Origin of the sequence: Vibrio sp. 2-2(8), assembly GCF_963888495.1 — a bacterium.
Taxonomy (GTDB): domain Bacteria; phylum Pseudomonadota; class Gammaproteobacteria; order Enterobacterales; family Vibrionaceae; genus Vibrio; species Vibrio anguillarum.
Genome location: NZ_CAWPJM010000022.1, coordinates 180,471 through 202,708, shown reverse-complemented (window position 1 = coordinate 202,708; position 22,238 = coordinate 180,471). Strand labels below are relative to the sequence as shown.

20 protein-coding genes, 1 riboswitch and 1 other annotated feature are annotated in these 22,238 nt (G+C 43.4%); of the genes, 11 read left to right on the top strand and 9 right to left on the bottom strand.

Going from position 1 to position 22,238, the window contains the following annotated elements:
- Window positions 1–79: 79 nt before the first annotated feature.
- Together AACV12_RS07335 and AACV12_RS07330 are read right to left on the bottom strand one after the other, a co-directional pair.
- Window positions 80–985 (bottom strand): lysine exporter LysO family protein, encoded by a 906-nt coding sequence (locus tag AACV12_RS07335; RefSeq protein ID WP_017044637.1) that lies wholly within the window; start codon window positions 983–985, stop codon window positions 80–82.
- Between the two features lie 23 nt (window positions 986–1,008).
- Window positions 1,009–1,929 (bottom strand): HDOD domain-containing protein, encoded by a 921-nt coding sequence (locus AACV12_RS07330; RefSeq protein WP_026028035.1) that lies wholly within the window; start codon window positions 1,927–1,929, stop codon window positions 1,009–1,011.
- 370 nt (window positions 1,930–2,299) lie between these two features.
- Between AACV12_RS07330 and AACV12_RS07325 the strand changes: the two genes are divergently transcribed.
- Window positions 2,300–2,893, top strand: coding sequence for a TfoX/Sxy family DNA transformation protein (locus tag AACV12_RS07325; protein ID WP_013857112.1), 594 nt, complete (start codon window positions 2,300–2,302; stop codon window positions 2,891–2,893).
- Window positions 2,894–2,981: 88 nt separating this feature from the next.
- Here AACV12_RS07325 and AACV12_RS07320 read toward each other — a convergent pair whose 3' ends face one another.
- The 3 genes from AACV12_RS07320 to AACV12_RS07310 all read right to left on the bottom strand — a co-directional run bounded on the left by AACV12_RS07320 (window position 2,982) and on the right by AACV12_RS07310 (window position 6,166).
- Window positions 2,982–3,530, bottom strand: coding sequence for a hypothetical protein (locus tag AACV12_RS07320; RefSeq protein WP_170900106.1), 549 nt, complete (start codon window positions 3,528–3,530; stop codon window positions 2,982–2,984).
- Between the two features lie 182 nt (window positions 3,531–3,712).
- Window positions 3,713–4,210: a response regulator gene (locus AACV12_RS07315; RefSeq protein WP_026028033.1), complete on the bottom strand. Its 498-nt coding sequence runs from the start codon at window positions 4,208–4,210 to the stop codon at window positions 3,713–3,715.
- A 30-nt stretch (window positions 4,211–4,240) separates the two neighbouring features.
- Window positions 4,241–6,166: an ATP-binding protein gene (locus AACV12_RS07310; RefSeq protein ID WP_170900105.1), complete on the bottom strand. Its 1,926-nt coding sequence runs from the start codon at window positions 6,164–6,166 to the stop codon at window positions 4,241–4,243.
- A 174-nt stretch (window positions 6,167–6,340) separates the two neighbouring features.
- On the opposite strand from AACV12_RS07310, the gene AACV12_RS07305 reads away from it, so the two are divergent.
- Together AACV12_RS07305 and serC are read left to right on the top strand one after the other, a co-directional pair.
- Complete coding sequence (locus tag AACV12_RS07305) at window positions 6,341–7,600, top strand: DUF945 family protein (protein WP_170900104.1); 1,260 nt, start codon at window positions 6,341–6,343, stop codon at window positions 7,598–7,600.
- Window positions 7,601–7,743: 143 nt separating this feature from the next.
- Window positions 7,744–8,841: a 3-phosphoserine/phosphohydroxythreonine transaminase gene (gene serC / locus AACV12_RS07300; RefSeq protein WP_170900103.1), complete on the top strand. Its 1,098-nt coding sequence runs from the start codon at window positions 7,744–7,746 to the stop codon at window positions 8,839–8,841.
- A gap of 100 nt (window positions 8,842–8,941) precedes the next feature.
- On the opposite strand, the gene purB is transcribed toward serC, so the two are convergent.
- From purB to mnmA, 3 genes are read right to left on the bottom strand one after another with little or no spacing between them, the layout of a single operon-like run.
- Window positions 8,942–10,312: an adenylosuccinate lyase gene (gene purB / locus AACV12_RS07295; RefSeq protein ID WP_013857106.1), complete on the bottom strand. Its 1,371-nt coding sequence runs from the start codon at window positions 10,310–10,312 to the stop codon at window positions 8,942–8,944.
- Between the two features lie 54 nt (window positions 10,313–10,366).
- Complete coding sequence (hflD, locus tag AACV12_RS07290; protein ID WP_013857105.1) at window positions 10,367–10,984, bottom strand: high frequency lysogenization protein HflD; 618 nt, start codon at window positions 10,982–10,984, stop codon at window positions 10,367–10,369.
- Window positions 10,985–11,004: 20 nt separating this feature from the next.
- Window positions 11,005–12,126: a tRNA 2-thiouridine(34) synthase MnmA gene (gene mnmA / locus AACV12_RS07285; protein WP_013857104.1), complete on the bottom strand. Its 1,122-nt coding sequence runs from the start codon at window positions 12,124–12,126 to the stop codon at window positions 11,005–11,007.
- 199 nt (window positions 12,127–12,325) lie between these two features.
- Here mnmA and AACV12_RS07280 point away from each other — a divergent pair, with 199 nt between their 5' ends.
- The gene (locus AACV12_RS07280) at window positions 12,326–12,595 is read left to right on the top strand and encodes a hypothetical protein (protein ID WP_013857103.1); all 270 of its coding nucleotides are present in this window, start codon (window positions 12,326–12,328) and stop codon (window positions 12,593–12,595) included.
- A 102-nt stretch (window positions 12,596–12,697) separates the two neighbouring features.
- Window positions 12,698–14,002 (top strand): inosine/guanosine kinase, encoded by a 1,305-nt coding sequence (locus tag AACV12_RS07275; RefSeq protein WP_013857102.1) that lies wholly within the window; start codon window positions 12,698–12,700, stop codon window positions 14,000–14,002.
- Between the two features lie 56 nt (window positions 14,003–14,058).
- Here the strand turns inward: AACV12_RS07275 and AACV12_RS07270 are convergent, their stop codons facing one another.
- Complete coding sequence (locus tag AACV12_RS07270; protein WP_017043902.1) at window positions 14,059–14,472, bottom strand: H-NS histone family protein; 414 nt, start codon at window positions 14,470–14,472, stop codon at window positions 14,059–14,061.
- 418 nt (window positions 14,473–14,890) lie between these two features.
- Window positions 14,891–15,074, top strand: a riboswitch (Lysine riboswitch).
- Window positions 15,075–15,190: 116 nt separating this feature from the next.
- Between AACV12_RS07270 and AACV12_RS07265 the strand changes: the two genes are divergently transcribed.
- From AACV12_RS07265 to hisH, 6 genes are all read left to right on the top strand, one after another.
- Window positions 15,191–16,792: a Na+/H+ antiporter NhaC family protein gene (locus tag AACV12_RS07265; RefSeq protein WP_026028031.1), complete on the top strand. Its 1,602-nt coding sequence runs from the start codon at window positions 15,191–15,193 to the stop codon at window positions 16,790–16,792.
- Window positions 16,793–16,985: 193 nt separating this feature from the next.
- Window positions 16,986–17,122: a sequence feature (His leader region), on the top strand.
- 53 nt (window positions 17,123–17,175) lie between these two features.
- Window positions 17,176–18,072 carry an ATP phosphoribosyltransferase gene (gene hisG, locus AACV12_RS07260; protein WP_026027608.1) on the top strand — a complete coding sequence of 299 codons (897 nt, stop codon included), beginning with the start codon at window positions 17,176–17,178 and terminating at the stop codon, window positions 18,070–18,072.
- Between the two features lie 5 nt (window positions 18,073–18,077).
- Window positions 18,078–19,376 carry a histidinol dehydrogenase gene (hisD, locus tag AACV12_RS07255; protein WP_013857097.1) on the top strand — a complete coding sequence of 433 codons (1,299 nt, stop codon included), beginning with the start codon at window positions 18,078–18,080 and terminating at the stop codon, window positions 19,374–19,376.
- Window positions 19,376–20,416, top strand: coding sequence for a histidinol-phosphate transaminase (gene hisC / locus AACV12_RS07250; protein ID WP_017043905.1), 1,041 nt, complete (start codon window positions 19,376–19,378; stop codon window positions 20,414–20,416). Before hisD ends, hisC begins: the two co-directional genes overlap by 1 nt.
- 80 nt (window positions 20,417–20,496) lie before the next feature.
- On the top strand, window positions 20,497–21,570 hold the full coding sequence (gene hisB, locus AACV12_RS07245) for a bifunctional histidinol-phosphatase/imidazoleglycerol-phosphate dehydratase HisB (RefSeq protein ID WP_013857094.1): 1,074 nt from the start codon (window positions 20,497–20,499) through the stop codon (window positions 21,568–21,570).
- Window positions 21,570–22,232, top strand: a complete 663-nt coding sequence (gene hisH, locus AACV12_RS07240; protein WP_170900102.1) for an imidazole glycerol phosphate synthase subunit HisH — start codon at window positions 21,570–21,572, stop codon at window positions 22,230–22,232. The genes hisB and hisH overlap by 1 nt, the downstream gene beginning before the upstream one ends.
- Window positions 22,233–22,238 lie beyond the last annotated feature (6 nt).

The window sequence follows — 22,238 nt, the reverse complement described above, 5'->3', positions numbered from 1 at the left end:
CCTTTGGGCTTTGTTATTGTGTGGGAGTTTTCTACTCCCTATTGTTAGTTTAAATGAAGGCTAAAGTGATTCCTGAGATCTAGCCTGCAAGTGATACAAAGAACAGCATAAGAATAGGCACCAGTAGGCTGAGAATAAACCCACTGACAATCGCGATCGGTACGCAACGAACCCCGCCAGTTGTCTGGATCACGGGCAAGGTGAAATCCATCGCGGTTGCCCCAGCATAGCCGATGGCAGAGCAAGGTTTGGTTCGGATTAGCATGGGGATCATCACTAAAGCAACCAGTTCTCTAAGTAGCTCTATCATGAAAGAGGCACCACCATAGACGGGGCCGAAAGCATCACCCATTAAAATCCCGGCAAGTGAATACCATCCAAAACCGGAAGCCATGGCTAGTCCTCGATAAATTGGGATATCAAGAATCATGGCCGCAATGATCCCCCCAATCCAAGAGGTCAATATAATGACTAATGCGATGACCATTCCGTATTTATTGAGCAAAATTTGTCGTAGAGTTAAACCACTATTTCTCAACTGAATACCAATAAAGAAAAGTAATACGAACAAGATCCATTCACTGGCGGTGCTCACCCAACTTAAATCGAATCCTAATACAACCCCAAGCGCCAATCCTCCACCGACAACCACAATCAGCTTTACGGATTCTAACGCCATGCTAGATAGTGGTAGTTTTGAATGGTTCGCATCGGTTTTTATGGGTAGAAATTTGTCAATAAAAGGCAAGACCAATAAGTTGCAAGAACCAATCATCAAGAAAAATACGGTGGTAAATTTGAGTATCAACTGTAGGTTACTGCCCAAGTTATCGAGGGCTGCCAAGCTTAAACCCATCAGAAACAGAATGACGTAAACTAACCAAGACGTGGCTTTATTTAATGCTGCTAGCCACTGTTGATTGGCAATAGAAAATAGGTACCCCACTATTAGTGGGGCAAAAATAAATAACATCCCTGAGAACATCTCATCCTCTGATTATTTTGGGTTTAGAAGCCGCTTGCGTTGATCACATCATTGAGTTTTGATTTGAATTCAAGCTCACTAAGGTTACTTAAGTTGTATAGCACCTCAGCTCCGGTCGCATTTATTTCGACGTCATGCTCTTCAATCTCTTCATCTTGACGACGAAACAGTAAAAGATGGTGAGCAATACGTGCCACATCAAGGTAACTGACTTCGTGAGAAGATGCGACTAAAGATTGATTTCCTGCTACTTCAAGGAAATCTGAGTCGAACCCCCAACTTCTTAACACAAGCTGACTGGTTTTTGAACATCGCGACTGAAAAATCTGTAGGGCGATGTCTTGATCGAGATAGTTGCCTTTCTCAAGATATAAATGATATTCGTGTACCAGACAAAACAAGCCAATATCCGCAAGTAGACCGACAAGTAAGGCTTTTTCCTGCTCTAAATGTTGATATCGGCTTGGTTCAAGTTGTTTAAATGCGTGAGTTACCATCACCATGGTTGCGCCAAGCTCCCGCGATATGGTGGCGCTATTAACCAATATTTTATTGCATTCTTTGCTTAAGTTTACAGAGTGCTTTAACTGCTCAATCGCTTGGGCTGTTACAATGTCGCGTACTCGTAGTATGCCTAAGCGTGATACAGCCGTGACTAAATCCGTACAGGTAATATTTCGACGATTAAAGACAACAGAGTTTGCTACGCGTACTACAATTGCAGTCAGTCCGGGATCTTCAAGTAGACAATCGGCGACATCTGAAATTTCTGTAGATTCTAATGTGCATAAGCGCTGTATTTTTAGAACAACATCAGGAATAGGAGGAAGTGAAATTTTTCCTGTGCTGAGTGAGTGTTCAACCAATTGAGAAAATTCACTTTCTAACCCTTGGATGAGCATTTGATGATGATCTGGAAGCCAGTAAAAAGATAGATGATTCATAAATTTGTGCTCAATCTGTACTGAAGGCATTTTACCGTCTGCTAACCCAAATAAGCAATCAATTCACCATCAATCGCATTAATTTGTTTTCTTGATGCATTAATCTTAATACGTTAATGGAAAGCGTATGTGTCAAAAAAATTTATTCATAAACACAATGATGTGATTTCTATCTCATAACTCTGCTGAGATATGTCTATTGATGTGATGTATGCCCAGACTTATTTTGTATCGTTAACTATGATAGTACCCATATTAAGCAAGCTAATACTAAACTACTACAAGCTTGTTGCTAACTTACTCTTTTTATTCGCAAAAATACGCTGCTATCTGGTGATCACTATTAATCGGGGAACTTGATTAAGGATCAATGGATATGATTGAGCATGCATTTTTCAATTACGTTATTAAATTTGGCGCATTTCAAAAGCGTTCAATGTTTGGCGGTGTTGGGCTTTTCCAAAAAGAAGCGATGTATTCACTGATTAGTGAAGAGTCTGTTTTTATTCGTGGAGGTGAAGAGCTCGATGATGCACTCACAAAATTAGGCTGCGAAAAATACAAACACGTTAAAAAGCAGACCACAGCAACCGTTAATTATTATGATATTACTGAGCTTTTTGTGAGCAATCATGAGAGCCTAGATACGATCATTGAACGTTCCATCCGCTATTCTGTTGAGCAACGTAGCTTTCAAAAATCCTCTGCAAGCCGTCGACTACGTGATTTACCAAACATGCAGTTAACGTTAGAGCGTATGGTTAAAAAAGCGGGCATTAATGATGTGGAAACGTTCATGCGCTTAGGTGCTCCTACGATATTTTCTAAAGTGAGAAAAACGTACGGTAGTGACGTCGATGTAAAACTACTGTGGAAGTTTGCTGGTGCGATCGAAGGTATTCATTGGAAATTGCTGCAAGAGCCTCGCAAGCGTCAATTATTAGAAAGCTGCTCATTACGCTGACAGTTTTGTAGCACAGTTATCAAATAAATAGTTATCAAATAAAAAGCCGAGTCTTACGTCTCGGCTTTTTATTGTATTTAGCTTACACCTAGAACTTAAAACGAGTCGTAAACATCAGTTGATCGCCGTAAGCATCATTGATGCGAGCCTCGGCACCGAGAGAGAAAAGTTCTGTAGAATGAAAACGGGCATAAACAGACGCAATCCAGTCATCATTGTCATCGATAGAAACAAAGCCACCTTTGCCACCAACTTCTAACTGTGGTCCAAGCCATTGACGTACGCCAAGGTTTAATTCCATTCCGGTATCGGTGCTTTTATTATCGCGGGTATCTACGACGCGTAATAGCATTTCACCCGTGAAGTCAGCCCAGTTGTTAATAGGAGCATGAAAGCCAAAACCTGCGGCTGCGTCAAAATCACCTTCAAACTCAGAGTCTATACGACCAATAATATGTGCATTTGGGTGAATTGATTTGCTCATCGCAGCACCAAAGGTGACTGGACTTGCTCCAATACGAGCTTCGATATAGTCATAACTAAAATTGCTCATAACGGATGGGCTATTTCGGTCTATTTCTGCCAGTGTTTGGCCTGAGGCTAGCAGCAAAGCGGCTGCAATGATTGTTTTACGCATAGTCACTATAAACCTATATTTTTAGTTTATTTCCATGGTCAGTCGCGGAATACCCGCGGTGACATTAAAGAATTTAGACATCATAGTGCATAGATTGACATTGTCGCCATTAAAAAGTGTCATTCTTTTGTTGTCTTCGCAAAAAATAAGCAAAGAGAGTGCCATTTCTTCGTTAGGATATTTTATTCACCAAAACTGATGCGGTTTTGTGCGATCGCATTGAAGATTTTCTCGGCATCCAAGACTCTAGCCCAAGGCATTAAATCTGATTCGTTTTCAATCATATATTGTGTTAATTGATCTTTGATAACATCGCGAAGTTTGTTCCCATCCCAAGGTTTGGCTACATAAAAATGTAGGCTGGCATGATTCACCGCTTCTACGGTGTCTTCTAGCCCTGCTTGGCCTGTTAGTAGTACTTTGCGTGTATGTTGCGTCTCTTCATTGCGGCTTAATTCAATTAAGAAACTAATGCCTGTTTGTTCGGGCATAATGTGATCGCACAAAATTAAAGCCAGCTTGATATTTTGAGCTTGGTGATCGGCAATCACTTCTTTTGCCTCTGCAACAGATTCTGCGGCTTCTAAGATAAAAAACTCTTCAAATTCGTCGAGGTCTTGTATGACGCTGTCCAATACTTCACGTTCATCGTCCACGCATAAGATCAAAAATTTGTTCATGATATTCTCCTTAATCATCAGCACGACAAGTTATCGATTAACTGGCAGCCATACCGTCATTGTCGTGTATTTATCCTGTTCAGATTGAACATCGATCCAACCTTGATGCTGGTGGACTATTTGTTGGCAGACAGAAAGCCCAATACCGAGTCCAAAGTTACCTTCTTTTTTCGTCGTGTAATTTAATGTGAAGATACGCTCTTTCTGCTCGTACGGGATCCCACAACCATTATCCGTGAAACTGATGGTTACAAAAGATTGATTACCCTGTTTTGCTAATGTGGTTGCAATGTGCAGTACGCCATTGGCTGGGAAGGCATCAATAGCGTTGGAAATGAGGTTTGTCCATACTTGTTGTAATGCAATCGGCTGACAGGTAATCAAAGGTAAGTCGGCATACTCTTTTTCGACTTTGTGGCGCTTAAGACGATTTTCGAAAATAACCAGAGTGTCTTCAATACCTTCATGAATATTGACCTTGTGCAGCGCTTCATCATCAGGGCGAGCATACCCTTTAAGGCTTCGTACCATATCGGCGATGCGTTGTGCACAAACATTGATAGAACGAAGTGTACTACCTGTTAGGAAATAGTTTTCTAATTGTTCCAGTGTTTCTAACGTTTTCTCAGGATCGTGCTTAGCCGATTGTCGGAGCGCAAGATCATCATCTAGATTGAGTTTGACCAATTTTTTCGCGATCAAACGATGATGAATTTCATTTTCTATGGCTTTAGCGCGTGCCCGCTCTTCTGATGTAGAAGTAGGTTTGGCTGAAAGTGCATTCCTTAATAGTTGGCTGCCTTTATGTTGCAGATTTTTATGTTCAGTCTCTTGGACTAAGTGCTCAATCTTGTCTGACAATGTTTCGGTTCCACGTAAAATTGCGGCGACAGGATTGTTTAGTTCATGAGCGACGCCTGCAACAAGCTGACCGAGCATGGCCATTTTTTCCCGCTCGATTAATTGCTGATGAGCTGACTCAAGTGATTCGAGCGTTTTTTGTAGTTGCAATTTAGTGTTAATACTGCGTTGTAAGCGGCGGTTAAAATGGCGGAGCAGCAAGTTAGTAAATAGGGGCAATAGCCGAGTATCCGAATGCATGACTTTTGCAAACACATCTCGGTCTAGTTTAATCACATCGGTTTTAGTCAGGGTGACGGCAGTAGAAAAAGATTTCTCACCAGTCACAAAAGACATACCACCGACAATGTTGCCTTTTTTGTGGCGAACCACTTCTCTTTGTTGCCCTAAATCATCTTTTTTATACAGGGCCACTTCACCTTCAGTGATGAACCAAAGAAAGCGGTTCTCTTCTCCCTCTTTGGTAAGAAAGTGATTAGTGGAGTATGTACGGCAGGCGCGAGTTTCATCTTCATTTTCAAAAAATTGGTGTAAAGCACCAATTACTTGTTCAGCCAGTTCTGTATCAGAAAGCTTGTGGTAATCGGAGATAAAACCATCTCGATAACTGCGCATCTTATTATCGATGTGCGCGCGTAAGATGCGCTGTTGATCAAGTACGGTGCTGTAGTTGAGAATGTTGTCTTTATCGTGATCTAAGATGTAGGTCGTGAGCTCTTTTTGGACGGTTTTATAGAGCACGTTATTTTGTAGTGGCTTAGTGAGGCAGTGATCTAATCGCCCCTCATTGACGGCGGTGAGAATGGCTTGAATATCTTGTCCGCAGCTTATCAGCACTTTCCGCGCTGAACGCGTGTGGATTGATTTATCGAGTTGAGTCAAAAAATCCGCACCATCAAACTGCTCATGGTGACTGGCAATGACCAATGCAATCGTTTGTTGCTGTTCGTGCAAATATTCTAGGGCTTGCTCAGCTTCATCTATGGTGTCCGCTGTATGAAGATCAAATTTAGTGGCGAACGGAGCTAACTCAGCTCGCAACTGTTCTGTGCTGATTGGGTTATTGTCTAAACAAAGTAGTGCGTAATGGTTCACACAAGCCTCTACTGTCATCGCTGTTTTGACTACTGTAGCAAGTATTACGCAGTGGGTTTGAGAGCTAGGTTTTAGAATTTCTCATCACATCTTAGCAATACTCTGACCTAACTCCATGTTTTGGTTTTCAATTGTTTACGGTAGACTGGGTAAAATCTTCAGGAATGGAACACTATGAAACAGTTAAAAATCATTGGTGCGGTTGGTGGTGCTATCGTCTTAGCAGCATGTTGGCCGTTGGCTGTCGGGCAAATCGGTGAAAAGGTGATCACTAACGGTATTGCAAATATCTCTTCAGGTTCAATCGAGGCGGACATTGTCAGTTATAAGCGTGGTTACCTTTCATCAACCGTGCAAACCCGCTATCAGATTGCAGATAAAACGCTCAAACAACAGTTTGTTGCCGATGGTTTACCGACCCAAGTTTTAGTCAATAGCGAAGTTAAGCATGGCCTGTTGAGTTTAACAGCAACATCCGTTATTGCTGATCAAGAAAATCTACCATTGACGATGACCAGTATCACGCAGTTGAATGGCAATACTCAATACACTGTGGCGCTAGACAGTTGGCACTACCAAAGTGAAGATGGCGAGATGACGTTCTCGACAACGCCCGCCACATTGAAAGGTGATATTTCTGTACTAGGTGAAATCACTTATCAACTGAATATTCCTTCTGTTGAGTTGGATTTTACCAGTGGTGAAAAAATGATGCTTTCACAGCTAACTGGTCAAGGTATAGGTAAACAAGATAAAGGCTTCTGGCTAGGACAGCAGTCATTGGCGTTAGCAAAAATTAATCTTGTCGATGGCCTAGGTGAAAATACGCTGAGTATGGACAACATGCGTTATTCCTTTGATTCGGTATTAAAAGGAGAGCCTTCTCGTTTTGATAGTAATCACTTGATTGAGATGGATAAATTAACTTATAGCGAAGGCGAGGTGAAGGACCTCAATCTTGATTTTACCTTGGGTGATTTAGATGGTGACGCTTTTGAGAAGCTCTCAACGCTTTACCAAAACAGCCCAGAACTTTCTGATGAGGACATTCAGCAAGCACTACCTTATGTGCAATCATTATTCGAGAAAGGTTTTTATCTATCGATGAATAAAATGGCGCTAAAAGTTGGCCAAGGTGAGTTTGAATCAAACTGGAAGATAGCGGTTCCTGAAGGGACAAATAATGTGGTGCAAGATCCGAGTACCATTTTACCAGCCTTAACCGGCCACATTGATACCTTCATTTCTAACCAGCTGGTTGAAGATTTTCCTTTTATCCAGCAGGGTATTGATGAGCTTGTTGTGATGGAAATTATGCAGCAAACCGATCAAGGATATCGACTCCAAGCTGAACTGAAACAGGGCAACTTGGAATTTGAAAATGGCAATCAAATGCCGCTATTGACACTATTACTTCCGGCATTGATGCGATAGCGAACGGCGCTCAAGCAAACGATTTCGCGAGTTTTAGCAATCAGTAAGAGAAAAGAGCCGATAGAAGCTCTTTTCTCGCTTTTTATCCACATCAAAAAGTGGTATTAATCACATTAATTGTCGATAGCAGGAGCAAGGAACTCATGGAATCAAATCAAGCGGGCCCAGTCTATAATTTCAGCGCAGGCCCAGCAGCCTTACCTAAAGCCGTGATGGAAAAAGCGCAAGCCGAGTTTATTAACTGGAACGAGCTTGGCACGTCCGTTATGGAAATTAGTCATCGCAGTAAACCTTTTATTCGCGTTGCTCAAGAAGCGGAGCAAGATCTGCGAGATTTGCTTAATATACCGAGTAATTACAAAGTATTATTTTGTCAGGGTGGAGCGCGCGCTCAGTTTGCGGCGGTGCCTTTAAACTTATTAGGCGATGCGACTAAAGCGACCTATATTGATGCGGGTTACTGGGCTGAAAGTGCGGTCAAAGAAGCGAAGAAATATTGTGAAATCGATGTTTTCAACGCCAAAGTGACCAAAGAGGGCAAAACAGCGGTATTACCAGCCAGCGAATGGAAAATCGATCCTGAGTCAGCTTACGTGCATTTTTGTCCGAATGAAACGATAGATGGTATTGAGATTAATGATTTACCAGATACAGACAAACCGATTGTAGCTGATATGTCATCTACGATTTTGTCGCGCCAAATAGACATCTCAAAGTACGGGGTCATTTATGCGGGAGCGCAGAAAAACATTGGGCCAGCGGGGATCTGTATTGCGATTGTTCGTGATGATTTGCTTGATTTAGCCAGTGATGTGCTACCGACTATCTTGAATTATAAAGTGCAAGTTGAACAAGATTCTATGTTCAACACGCCGCCTACATTTGCGTGGTATTTGTCGGGTCTCGTGTTCAAGTGGCTAAAAGGGCAGGGTGGTGTCGCGGCGATTGAGAAAATCAACCGCGAGAAAGCAGCGCTACTTTATAACGCAATTGATGAGTCACCTTTCTATCGCAATACCATTCACCCAGACAACCGTTCACTGATGAATGTGCCTTTCCAATTAGTGAAACCAGAGTTGGATAGTACGTTTTTAGAGTTGGCTGAAGCGCGTGGTTTAGTCTCGCTGCAAGGTCACCGAGTCGCGGGTGGTATGCGTGCCTCGATTTACAATGCGATGACACTGGAAGGCGTTCAAGCCTTAGTTGATTTTATGCAAGAGTTTGAACAGCAGTACGCCTAACGTCTTTTATGGTATCAAAAACGATATAACATAAAATACGACCTTAAAAAACAAAGCCCACTAAGTGGGCTTTGTCATTAATCGGCTAGATTGAAGAGCATTACAATTTGTCGGTTAACTCAATTGCTTGGCCAATGTAGTTGGCTGGTGTCATCTCTTTCAAGCGTGCTTTTTCCGCTTCAGGTAGCGCAAGGCCATCAATAAAGTGGCGCATCGCTTCACCATCGACTCGCTTACCGCGCGTGAGTTCTTTCAATTTTTCGTACGGTTTTTCGATGCCGTAGCGGCGCATAACCGTTTGCACTGGTTCAGCAAGGACTTCCCAGTTTTTATCGAGCTCAGCAAGCAGCGCATCACGGTTCACTTCCAGTTTACTGATCCCTTTTAGCGTTGAAGTGTAGGCGATGATCGCATAACCAACACCCACACCAAGGTTACGCAGCACGGTTGAATCTGTTAAGTCACGTTGCCAGCGAGAAATAGGCAGCTTTTGTGCTAGGTGATTGAACACGGCATTAGCAAGGCCTAGGTTGCCTTCTGAGTTTTCAAAATCGATCGGGTTGACTTTATGTGGCATTGTCGATGAACCAATTTCACCCGCAATGGTTCTTTGTCTGAAGTGGCCCAAAGCGATATAGCCCCAAATGTCACGATCGAAGTCGATCAGAATAGTATTGAAGCGGGCAACGGCATCAAATAGCTCTGCGATGTAATCATGTGGCTCAATTTGTGTGGTATAAGGGTTCCACGCCACACCTAGCGATTCAGTGATAAACTCTTCACTAAAGGTATGCCAGTCGAGTTCTGGATAGGCTGAAAGGTGAGCGTTGTAGTTACCTACTGCGCCGTTTACTTTTGCGAGAATCTCGATATTGGCAATCTGCTTATATTGGCGTTCCATACGGTACGCTACGTTAGCCATCTCTTTACCCATAGTACTTGGTGATGCTGGCTGTCCGTGGGTACGAGACAATAACGGAATATCGCGATACTCTTCTGCTAAGTGACGAATCGCATCAATAATGTTGCGCATTTCAGGAAGAAGCACGGTATCGCGCGCTTCTTTGAGCATTAGCGCGTGAGATGTGTTGTTGATATCTTCTGAAGTACAAGCAAAGTGAATGAATTCATTAACGGCGTGCAGCTCAGGAACACCCGCTACTTTTTCTTTTAAGAAATACTCTACAGCCTTAACATCATGGTTCGTTGTGCGTTCAATTTCTTTAATACGAGCGGCATCTTCTTCGCTAAAATTGTCTGCTATCGCATTAAGAAATTGATTGGCTTCATCACTGAATGCTGGAACTTCGGCAATTCCAGCAGTGGCTGAAAGCTTCTGTAACCAACGAATTTCAACAATGGTCCGATACTTGAGGAGACCAAACTCACTAAAGATACTGCGTAACGCAATCGTTTTACTTCCGTAGCGGCCGTCTACCGGTGAAACAGCAGTCAAGGCTGACAGTTCCATGTTTTTCTCCTGAATTTTGAGGTTAAGTGTGAGAGTGAATTCTTTGCGTCAATATTAGACTCGAGCTAATAAAATCTGAGCTTGTTCGATCATTTTCTTACGACCGAAGATCAGATGGCGACGCTTTCCTCCAACCTGACGCCACAAGACAGCGCAACGAATTCCTGAAAGGAGTAAGGCGCGCACTTTGTGCTGGGTTGAAGTTTGTTGAAGTATGGTAGGGGTTCCAGTGACTTGGATTCTCGGGCCAATAGGGCTGATAACATCCAAGTAGATACTGGCAAGGTTGCTGATCATCTGATCATCAAGCAAGTCAAAGTGGTTGACTTGACGTTCAATCGTTTGAATACGATCGCCCAGCTGTGACATCGCATCACGACGAGCGCTTAATTTACGCTCTAATGCCATCAGGCTAATGATATAGCGAGTGATTTCACTCCCTGATGGCGTGCTATCAATACCTTTCACCAAACATTCGAGGCCAATTTTTAAGTTGGCCTCAGAGCCGAAGACATCAAGTGTATTGTTTGGATTAGTACTTAAGATAGCCGTTAGAGAAGTTTCAAACGCGTCTGAATCACAGTGACCATTTTTTGCTACGTGTTGCACTAAAGCGACAGCTTGGCAGATACCCGCAAAAGCGATGGTACGGTCATAAAGGGTGTTAGCCACGTTTATTACTCCTAAGTTGTTTAAATTCGCTGCTCAATAATTCCACCGCCAAGACACACATCGCCTTGATAGAAAACCGCGGATTGACCAGGCGTGACGGCCACTTGTGGCTCATCAAAAATGACTTTAATGTTTTCATCATCAATAGGGATGATGGTACACGCTATATCCGTTTGACGGTAACGTGTTTTTACCGTGCAGCTTAGCGTTGCTTGGATTGGTGTACGATCAACCCAGTGTAATTGGGAAGCGATCAAGCCATGAGATTTCAATAATGGGTGATCAGCGCCTTGGACTGCAATCAAAACGTTACGTTTAAGATCTTTATCAGCGACATACCATGGGTCTTCGTTACCGCCACCGCCTTTTTGGCCACCAATGTGTAACCCTTTGCGTTGACCTAAAGTGTGGTACATCAGGCCTTGATGTTCACCAATAACGAGACCTTCTGGTGTTTCAATTTTACCCGGTTGTGCTGGTAAATAGCGAGACAAGAAGTCGGTAAATTTGCGCTCGCCGATGAAACAGATACCAGTTGAATCTTTTTTCTTCGCCGTCACCAAACCTTGTTCTTCCGCAATGCGTCGAACTTCGGGTTTTTCTAAATCACCGACAGGAAATAAGCTACGAGCCACTTGTTCATGGCTTAATGTATAGAGGAAGTAGCTTTGGTCTTTGTTGTTGTCCAAGCCGCGCAGCATTTGTGGTTTGTCATTACCTTCAGGGAAGGTGCGCCGAACATAGTGGCCCATGGCGATATAATCGGCATCTAGCACTTCATCTGCAAACTCTAAAAAGGCTTTAAACTTGATTTCTTTGTTACAAAGAATGTCTGGGTTGGGAGTTCGCCCTGCTTTATATTCCTCAAGGAAATATTCAAATACGTTGTCCCAATATTCGGCGGCAAAATTAATGGTATGAAGAGGGATGTCTAACTTATCGCACACGGCTTGTGCATCGGCTAAATCTTCCGCCGCTGTACAATATTCCTCGTTATCATCTTCTTCCCAGTTCTTCATGAACAGGCCTTCGACTTGATAACCTTGCTCTTTGAGAAGATACGCCGAAACGGAGGAGTCAACACCACCGGACATGCCGACGATGACTTTCTTTTGGCTGTTTGCGCTGCGGTTGTCTGACATTACTTAATACCACTCAATTGACTTGGTCGCAGATTCTAGCAGAAAGATTTTCGTCGCGACAGATCCGAGACAGCAATCACACTTCTATCTGGTTTAATTGGCGTCGTATCTGTCAATGTCAGCAGAAATTAGTTTTAGAATTCTACAATGGCTTATGGCATAGTGCGTGCCATTTTAAAGCGTAATAAAAGGCCACAAAATGCAAGATGACAATCAGATTATGGATGACGCGTTCCTCATCGAAACAGTAGAGAATCAACTCGCGGACGGAAATCCGTTAAAGGTCAAAGAAACCTTGATGCGCTTGATGATGACAGGTCACTCAAGGGAGGATGCTGTTGCCTCTATTGCTTGTGCGCTTGCAATTGAGATTTTTGATGTGATGAAAAACGAAGGGCAATTTGACCTAAAACGCTATTCAGAGCATTTAGATAGGTTACCTGATCTCAGCTTTATGGAAGGTGAATAAAAATAATCAAGAGCAAACGTTTGCTATAATTGCCTTAGTTGCCGCGCTAATGGGTGCGCGGTAGAATCGCGCATCTTTTTCTCCTCTACTCAGACTGACGTTATGAAATTTCCTGGCCAACGCAAATCAAAGCATTACTTTCCTGTTCATGCACGTGACCCACTTGTTATCCAAGCACAAGAAAATAAAAAAATGTCACGTACACATATTATTGGTATTGACCAGACCTTGGTGGATATAGAAGCGAAAGTAAATACTGACCTCATCGAAAAATATGAGCTTAGTAAAGGCCATTCGTTAGTGATTGACGATCAGAAGGCCGAAGCTTTGTACACTGAGCTCAAACAAAATGGTCTGATTACTAACGAATATGCTGGGGGAACGATTGGCAACACATTACACAATTATTCGGTGCTGGCAGATGATCGCTCAACGTTGTTAGGTGTGATGAGCCAAGATATCAAAATTGGTAGCTACGGTTATCGTTATTTATGTAATACATCAAGTCGGATGGATCTGAATTATTTACAAGCGGTCGATGGAGCGATTGGGCGCTGCTTTGCCTTGATCACAGAGGATGGAGAAAGAACCTTTGCTATTAGTGAAGGGCAAATGAACCAACTTCGCGCAGAAAGTGTTCCAGAAAAAATATTTAAAAGTGCTTCAGCCTTAGTATTGACTGCTTATTTAATTCGCTGCAAAACTGGTGATCCAATGCCAGAGGCAACAATGAGAGCGATTGAATATGCTAAGAAATATGATGTACCTGTTGTTTTAACCTTAGGTACTAAATTTGTTATTCAAGATGACCCTCAATTTTGGCAAAATTTTTTGCGTGATCATGTCACTGTTGTTGCCATGAATGAAGATGAAGCCGAAGCATTAACCGGGGAAAGTGATCCTCTTGCAGCGTCAAATAAAGCTTTAGATTGGGTCGATCTTGTATTATGCACCGCAGGACCAGTCGGTTTATTTATGGCAGGATATACTGAAGATGCAGCGAAACGTGAAACATCGTTGCCACTATTACCTGGTTCTATTGCTGAATTCAATCGTTATGAATTTAGTCGCCCAGCATCAAAAATAAGTTGTGAAAATCCGATACGTGTTTATTCTCATATTTCACCGTATATGGGTGGGCCTGAGAAAATTAAAAATACTAATGGTGCGGGAGATGCGGCGTTGTCGGCATTGCTGCATGATATGGCAGCCAATAAATATCATAAAGAGAACGTCCCTAATTCGAGCAAGCATCAGAATAACTTTTTAACCTATTCATCCTTCTCGCAAGTTTGCAAATATTCCAACCGTGCCAGTTATGAGGTGCTAGCCCAGCATTCACCTCGTCTGTCACGTGGTTTACCTGAACGTGAAGACAGCTTAGAAGAAGCGTATTGGGAAAGATAAAAGATTAAAATAATAAAAAGGCTCCGTTAGGAGCCTTTTTATTTGCTAAAGAGTTATTAAATCTCGAATTCTTCTAGAGATTTACCTGCATCAAGTTGCTCTTGAATTGCAGAAGGTGTGCGACCTTGACCTGTCCATGTTTTTTCTTGGCCATTGGCATCAAGATATTTGTATTTTGCTGGACGAGGTGCGCGTTTGCCTTGAACTTTAACTTTGTTCTTAGTTTCACCAGAAAGTGCAGAAATTAATGCGCTTACATCAATACCGTCTTTGGCAATCTGTTCTGCAATCGCAGCCAGCTTCGCTTCTTGTTCTGCGCGAGCAGAGCGTTCTTCTTCTTCCGCTTCTCTGCGTTCTTGAACAACGATCGTTAATTTATCTAGTGCTTCTTCAAGCTGCTCTAGAGTGAGTTCACGGGAAAAAGCGCGTAGGCTACGAATATTAAGTAGAGTTTTTGTTAATTCAGACATGACTATTCCTATTTGATTTAATTTAGTCGACACAGCAATAATAAACTGCTGAATTGGTACTTACAATATTAGATTCAAATATTAATGAAAATTTTATAGATAAATAAAAATCAAAAAAATATGAACTTGTTAGTGATGAGCTAATTTCATACATAAGTAGTAGTATCAAGAAGATCATCAATGATTTTTAGATAGACTTATAATTAATGTTTTTTATTATAATCTTCGTGATATTCATTGCACCACATTATGAAAGAAGTCTCAATGTTTCTTAATGAATGTGACCAATAATTGATGCACTTTGATGACATGATCGGTTGCAATGCATTCGTTGTTAAGTACAATGTCATTTACCTAAAGCGAAGTAAGACATTTATCATTGTTAAAATGACTTAATAACGGTGATTTATTGTACTTTCTTTGACGTAGAGGTGCGGTAAAAAATAGTAACTTCTGTTGGGGTAATGCCAATGAACAAAAGTGAAAGGTTTTATCGCCGAAGTAAGTATGCACATTAAAGCAGCTTGCTGGGGTTGTATTCGAATAGGAACAACACTGCCATAGTCTATTCTTTTTTTAAACTATGGAGCGCTACTGTAGGGTTGGGTGAAGTGTTCGCTTCCCTTTCGCTTAGTTCAACATGAATTACGTGGTTATCTTAGCTCGTAATTTGTCTGCAGTAGATCTCTAACCATTTACTTACTGGTTTTTGAAGATCATGAATTTAATCGATTTTGCATCATCTCCTCTGTCGCTGTTACCGCCTCTGGTAGCATTAAGTTTGGCTGTTCTTACACGCAGAGTACTTGTTTCATTAGGTGTCGGTATTGTATTAGGCGCGGTATTACTCGCGGATTATTCTTTTGGTAGTGCATTCAGTTATGTTGCTACTAAGGTATCAAGCGTCTTTGTTGCTGATGGCGGCATTAACACTTGGAATATGAGTATCGTCGGGTTTTTGCTTTTATTAGGTATGATGACCGCGCTATTAACTTTGTCTGGCGGTACTCGTGCTTTTGCCGAATGGGCACAAGTCCGCGTAAAAAGTAAACGTGGCTCAAAACTGCTGGCGGCATTTTTGGGTGTGTTTATTTTCGTTGATGATTATTTTAACAGTTTAGCCGTAGGTTCTATTTCTCGTCCTGTGACTGACCGCTTTTATGTATCTCGCGCTAAACTTGCCTATATCCTTGATTCAACTGCAGCACCAATGTGCGTTGTGATGCCAGCTTCTAGTTGGGGCGCGTACATTATGACGATTATTGGCGGTATTCTCGTTTCTCACGGGATTACCGAATATTCGGCATTGGGCGCATACATGCGTTTAGTACCAATGAATTTTTATGCCATTTTTGCATTACTGATGGTGTTTGCGGTGGTGTGGTTCCAATTAGATATTGGTCAAATGCGCCAGCATGAAATTAATGCCTCCCAAGGCCGTGGATTTGACGACGCAAATGAAAACGATAGCCAAGACGCACATGAGTTAAATGAAGAGCTTGATATCAAAGAGAGCGAACATGGCAAAGTGTTGGATCTGGTTCTGCCTATCGTATTACTCATCATTGCAACGGTTTCAGCCATGTTATTTACGGGTGGTCAATCTTTAGCCGCAGACGGTAAAGCATTTGATCTACTGGGTGCGTTTGAAAACACCAATGTCGGCGCTTCATTGATTTACGGCGGGCTAGTTGGCTTGGCGATGGCTCTGTTTACTGTGTTTAAGCAAAAGCTGCCAATGAATGACATCAGTAATACATTGTGGATCGGTGCTAAATCGATGTTTGGTGCGATTTTGATCCTGATTTTTGCGTGGACAATTGGCTCTGTTATTGGGGACATGAAAACCGGTGCGTACATGTCATCTTTGGTTCAAGGTAATATTGATCCGCATTGGCTACCGGTCATCTTATTCTTACTATCGGGCGTGATGGCGTTTTCAACCGGCACTTCTTGGGGAACGTTTGGCATCATGTTGCCCATTGCTGGAGATATGGCCGCGGCGACCGATATCGCTCTAATACTCCCTATGCTGAGCGCGGTGCTCGCTGGTTCCGTTTTTGGTGACCACTGTTCTCCTATTTCTGACACCACCATTTTATCGTCGACAGGCGCGCGTTGTAACCATATCGATCACGTTGCGACACAATTGCCGTATGCACTGGCTACGGCCTTGGTTTCGAGTGTCGGTTTTGTTGTTTTAGGAATGACAGCGTCAGTGCTGATCTCGTTGGCTTGTGCCTCTGTTGCATTTATCATTGTGTGCATGATTATGGCCGCTATGGCGAAATCAAAAATGACACATTGCGAGACGTTGTAGCTGTATTTTGGTTAAATAGAGTTGATGAAAGGGAAACGAAAGTTTCCCTTTTTTATTACTGGCGCACGACGGCGAAAAAAGATTTTAAAAAAGCAAAATTTTTAGTTGAAAAAGAACATCAGCTTGGTTAGTGTGGAGTCAAGACAGCAAACCAATAAGAGCTGATAAGTATGCGTAATTTTGTAATGAACATTCATCATCACCATCACCCTAAATAATCTTTCGGGGAGATGTACGCATACCCGGGAGGCAGGAAACTCCCGGTGGTTAAGTCAAAGCATTTAGATTAAAACCCTCGGGAGAACGCAAATCTCCCGAGGGTTTTTTCATTTTGCTTTAACTCAATTCCAAATACATTCAATACATTGCACAGGGAAATTGTCATGCAAACACAACGCCTAAGAATTGCCATCCAGAAGAAAGGCCGCTTGAGCTCAGAGTGCCAAGACTTACTTAAAAAATGCGGCGTGAAATTCAATATCATGGGTGAGCGTCTTGTCGTTCACTCTCTCAATATGCCGATCGACCTACTGCTAGTGCGTGATGACGACATACCCGGTCTGGTGATGGACGGTGTGGTTGATCTCGGTTTCATTGGTGAGAATGAACTGGAAGAGGTGCGTTTAGAACGCTTGTCGCAAAATAAGAAAAGTGAGTTTGTTTCACTGCGCCGTCTTGATTTTGGTGGTTGCCGCTTATCCATCGCGATCAATAAAGATCAGCAATACAACGGCCCTCAAGATTTGGCGGGTAAACGCATCGCCACAACTTATCCGCAGCTACTCAAAGCGTACATGGATGAAAAGGGCATTGATTTTAGCACTTGTGTGCTCACAGGTTCTGTTGAGGTTGCGCCACGAGCTGGCTTAGCTGATGCGATTGCTGACCTTGTTTCTACCGGCGCAACATTAGAAGCAAATGGCCTCAAAGAGGCTGAAGTTATCTTCCAATCCAAAGCAACACTCATTCAGCGTCAAGGTGAATTCAGTGAAGATAAGCAAGCATTGATTGCTCGTTTATTGACGCGTATGCAAGGCGTGATTCAAGCCAAAGAGTCCAAATACATCATGCTGCATGCCCCGGTTGATCAATTAGAAGCGATTAAAGACTTACTTCCGGGAGCGGAAGACCCAACAGTGCTGCCTTTATCGGCGGAGAAAAATCGTGTTGCAGTACATGTGGTCAGCACCGAGAACCTATTTTGGGAAACCATGGAGCGCCTAAAAGCATTAGGGGCGAGTTCTATTTTGGTTTTACCTATCGATAAAATGATGGAGTAACGGCGATGAGAACTGTCGTTTGGCAATCGTTGAGTGAAACTCAGCAAGATTCAATTTTAGAACGCCCGGCCATTACTGAAGGAGCCAATGTCACTGCTGCCGTGAGCGCCGTGATTGCGCAGGTGAAAGCGCAAGGTGACCAAGCTTTAATTGAGTTAACTGAAAAATTTGACCGCGTGAAACCGGATTCAATTCGCGTTTCAAGTGGTGAGATTGATGCGGCGTGCGAGCGTCTTTCTGACAAGATGAAACAAGCGCTTCAACAAGCTTATGAGAACATTACTAAGTTCCATAAAGCACAAAAGCTGCAACCGATCAAAGTGGAAACGCAGCCGGGAGTGGTGTGTGAACAAGTCACGCGTCCAATTAATACGGTGGGCTTGTACATTCCCGGAGGCAGTGCGCCTTTACCTTCTACCGTATTAATGTTGGGTGTTCCTGCACAAATTGCAGGGTGTCGTAAAGTGGTGCTCTGCTCACCGCCACCGATTGCGGACGAAATCCTCTACGTGGCCAAGCTGTGTAACATTGATGAGGTGTACAACATTGGTGGTGGTCAAGCGATTGCAGCAATGGCTTATGGGACTAAATCCGTTGCTAAAGTAGACAAAATCTTCGGCCCCGGTAATGCCTACGTGACAGAAGCAAAACGTCAAGTGAGTAATGATTTTCGCGGTGCAGCGATTGATATGCCAGCGGGTCCTTCGGAAGTGTTGGTGATTGCTGATGATACGGCTGATGCCGATTTTATCGCGGCTGATCTGCTTAGCCAAGCTGAGCACGGACCTGATTCACAAGTTGTGTTAGTGACCCCTTCAGCGGTGATTGCCGATCAAGTAACAGATGCAGTGCAAAAGCAGCTAAAAAGCTTATCTCGCGCCGCCATTGCAGAAAAGGCCTTGGCTTCTAGTTTGATTATCATCGCTGAGTCTTTGACCCAAGCGGTTTCTATCTCGAACTACTACGGTCCTGAGCACTTAATTGTGCAAACGCGGAACCCTCGTGAGCTGTTGCCGTTACTTGATAACGCTGGCTCAATTTTCTTAGGTGAGTGGTCACCAGAATCAGCCGGTGACTACGCTTCGGGTACCAACCACGTTTTGCCAACATACGGTTACACGCGTACTTATTCTAGCCTTGGTTTAGCTGATTTTAGTAAGCGCATGACGGTGCAAGAACTCAGCGCAGAGGGCTTACAAGGGTTAGCGCCAACCGTGGTCACAATGGCAGAAGCTGAAGGATTGGATGCACACAAACGTGCGGTCACCATTCGAGTCGAAAAATTGCAAAAGGCGAAAAAATGATGGAAAAACTGGCTCGTAAGCAAATTCAAGCACTAAAACCTTACTTATCGGCTCGCCGTATTGGCGGCAGTGGTGATGTGTGGCTCAATGCCAACGAATCGCCATTCAATAATGAGTACAAAACCGATTTTGTACGTTTGAACCGTTACAGTGATTGCCAACCCAAAGCTATGATCGATGCGTATGCGGCTTATGCCAAGGTACAGCCAGAGCAGGTGTTGACCTCACGTGGTGCCGATGAAGGGATTGAACTTTTGATCCGCGCATTTTGTGAGCCCAATCAAGACGCTATTTTATACTGTCCACCGACTTATGGTATGTACGCGATTAGCGCTGAAACGTTCGGTGTCGAGCGTAAAGTTGTGCCATTAACAGCGGATTGGCAGCTCGACCTGTCAGCCATTCGTGCCAATTTGGACAGCGTGAAGTTGATCTTCGTTTGTAGTCCTAATAATCCAACCGGCAATTTGGTTAAGCGCCAAGATATTATTGCTTTGCTGGAAATGACTAAAGACCGCGCTATTGTCGTGATGGATGAAGCCTACATTGATTTCTGTCCAGAAGCCTCAACCGTTGATTTATTAGCGCAATATCCGAATTTGGCGATTTTACGCACCTTATCCAAAGCGTTTGCGCTTGCAGGTTTGCGCTGCGGTTTTACCTTGGCCAATAAAGAGCTGATTGATGTGCTGCAGAAGGTAATTGCACCTTATCCCGTGCCAATTCCGGTAGCAGACATTGCCGTGCAAGCGTTATCGGAAGCTGGGCTGGCTCGTACCAAATTCCAAGTGTTGGATCTCAATGCAAACCGTGCTTACTTACAAGCAGGGTTGTATATGGTGCCCAATTTAACTGTGTTTGAAGGGTGGGGAAACTACCTATTAGTGAAATTTCCCGATGGTGATGCGCTGTTTAAAGCCGCTTGGGATCACGGCATTATTTTACGCAATTCTCCGATTGAAAATTGCGTGAGGATCAGTATCGGTAATCGCGAAGAGTGTGAAAAAACACTCGCTTTTATTCGCAATTATTATCAGTAATCAAGCACCATAAATAGCCCAAAATGAATAAGAGCCAGTCGTTTAAGTGACGTTACTGGCCAATAGAAAAGGATATTCCAGTGAGCAAACAGCAAAAAATTCTCTTTATTGATCGTGACGGAACCTTAATTGTTGAGCCTCCGGTCGATTTCCAAGTTGATCGTTTAGACAAACTGAAACTAGAGCCGTATGTGATCCCAAGCCTACTGGCTTTGCAGGCTGCGGGTTATCGGCTGGTAATGGTCACCAACCAAGATGGGCTGGGGACGGATAGCTATCCTCAAGCGGATTTCGATGCCCCTCATGCGATGATGATGGACATTTTTCAGTCCCAAGGAGTGATCTTTGATGATGTGCTGATTTGCCCGCACTTTGAAAAAGATAATTGCTCTTGCCGCAAACCCAAACTGGGGATGGTTAAAGAGTATCTGCAAGGAGGCAAAGTCGATTTTCAGCAATCAGTGGTGATTGGCGATCGAATGACCGACCTGCAACTGGCTGAAAATATGGCGATCCGTGGTATTCAGTATCATCCGAAAAGTATGGGATGGCGTGAAATAGTTAAAGACTTAACCGTGAAAGCGCGCAGCGCCGAAGTGGTAAGAACCACTAAAGAGACCGACATTAAAGTTGCGGTCAATTTGGATGAAACGGGTGGTAATCAGATTACAACGGGGTTAGGTTTTTTTGACCACATGCTTGACCAAATCGCAACCCATGGTGGTTTTCAATTGAAGTTGAGCGTCAATGGTGATCTGCACATTGATGATCACCACACCATTGAAGATACCGCATTAGCACTCGGGCAAGCCTTAAAAGAGGCATTAGGCGATAAGCGTGGCATTGGTCGTTTTGGTTTTTCGTTGCCGATGGACGAGTGTTTAGCACAATGCGCACTCGATCTATCGGGTCGCCCTTATCTGAAATTTGAGGCCACCTTTACACGTGAGCAAGTGGGCGATCTCTCCACTGAAATGGTATATCACTTCTTCCGTTCATTAACCGACACTTTGGCCTGTACGCTACATCTCTCATCCAGTGGCGAGAATGATCACCATATTATTGAAAGTTTGTTTAAGGCTTTTGGCCGCACATTGCGCCAAGCCATTAAAGTGGAAGGCAATGAACTACCTAGCAGCAAAGGAGTACTGTAATGTCGTCAGTCCGCGAAGCGATGAGTGATAACAGCAGCCAGCCGCAAAAGGTCGTCATCATTGATACAGGCTGCGCTAATGTTTCTTCCGTGAAATTTGCCATCGAACGCTTGGGGTACCCAGTCACTATTTCAAAAGATCCTGATGTGGTGTTGACGGCAGATAAGCTGTTTTTACCCGGTGTCGGTACGGCAAGTGAGGCGATGAAAAATCTGCAACAGCGCGATTTAATCACGCTGGTGAAACAGGTTGAAAAGCCACTGCTCGGCATCTGCTTAGGCATGCAACTGTTAGGTCAGCTGTCAGAAGAAAAAGGACAGCAAGCTAACGATCAAGCTAATGACATTGTTGAATGCTTGGGGTTATGTGACGGCGAGGTTCGCCTGATGGATACAGGCGATTTACCACTGCCACATATGGGTTGGAACACGGTCAATGCCGAAAGAGGCCATCCTCTGTTTAAAGGCATTGAGCAAGGCGAATATTTCTATTTTGTCCATAGCTACGCCATGCCCGTCGGTGAATACACGATTGCTGAATGTGAATACGGTAAGCCTTTCACCTCGGCGCTGCAAAGCGGTAATTACTATGGTGTCCAATTTCACCCAGAGCGCTCATCCAAAGCTGGCTCAGCACTGATCAAGAACTTCTTGGAATTATAAAAGGGA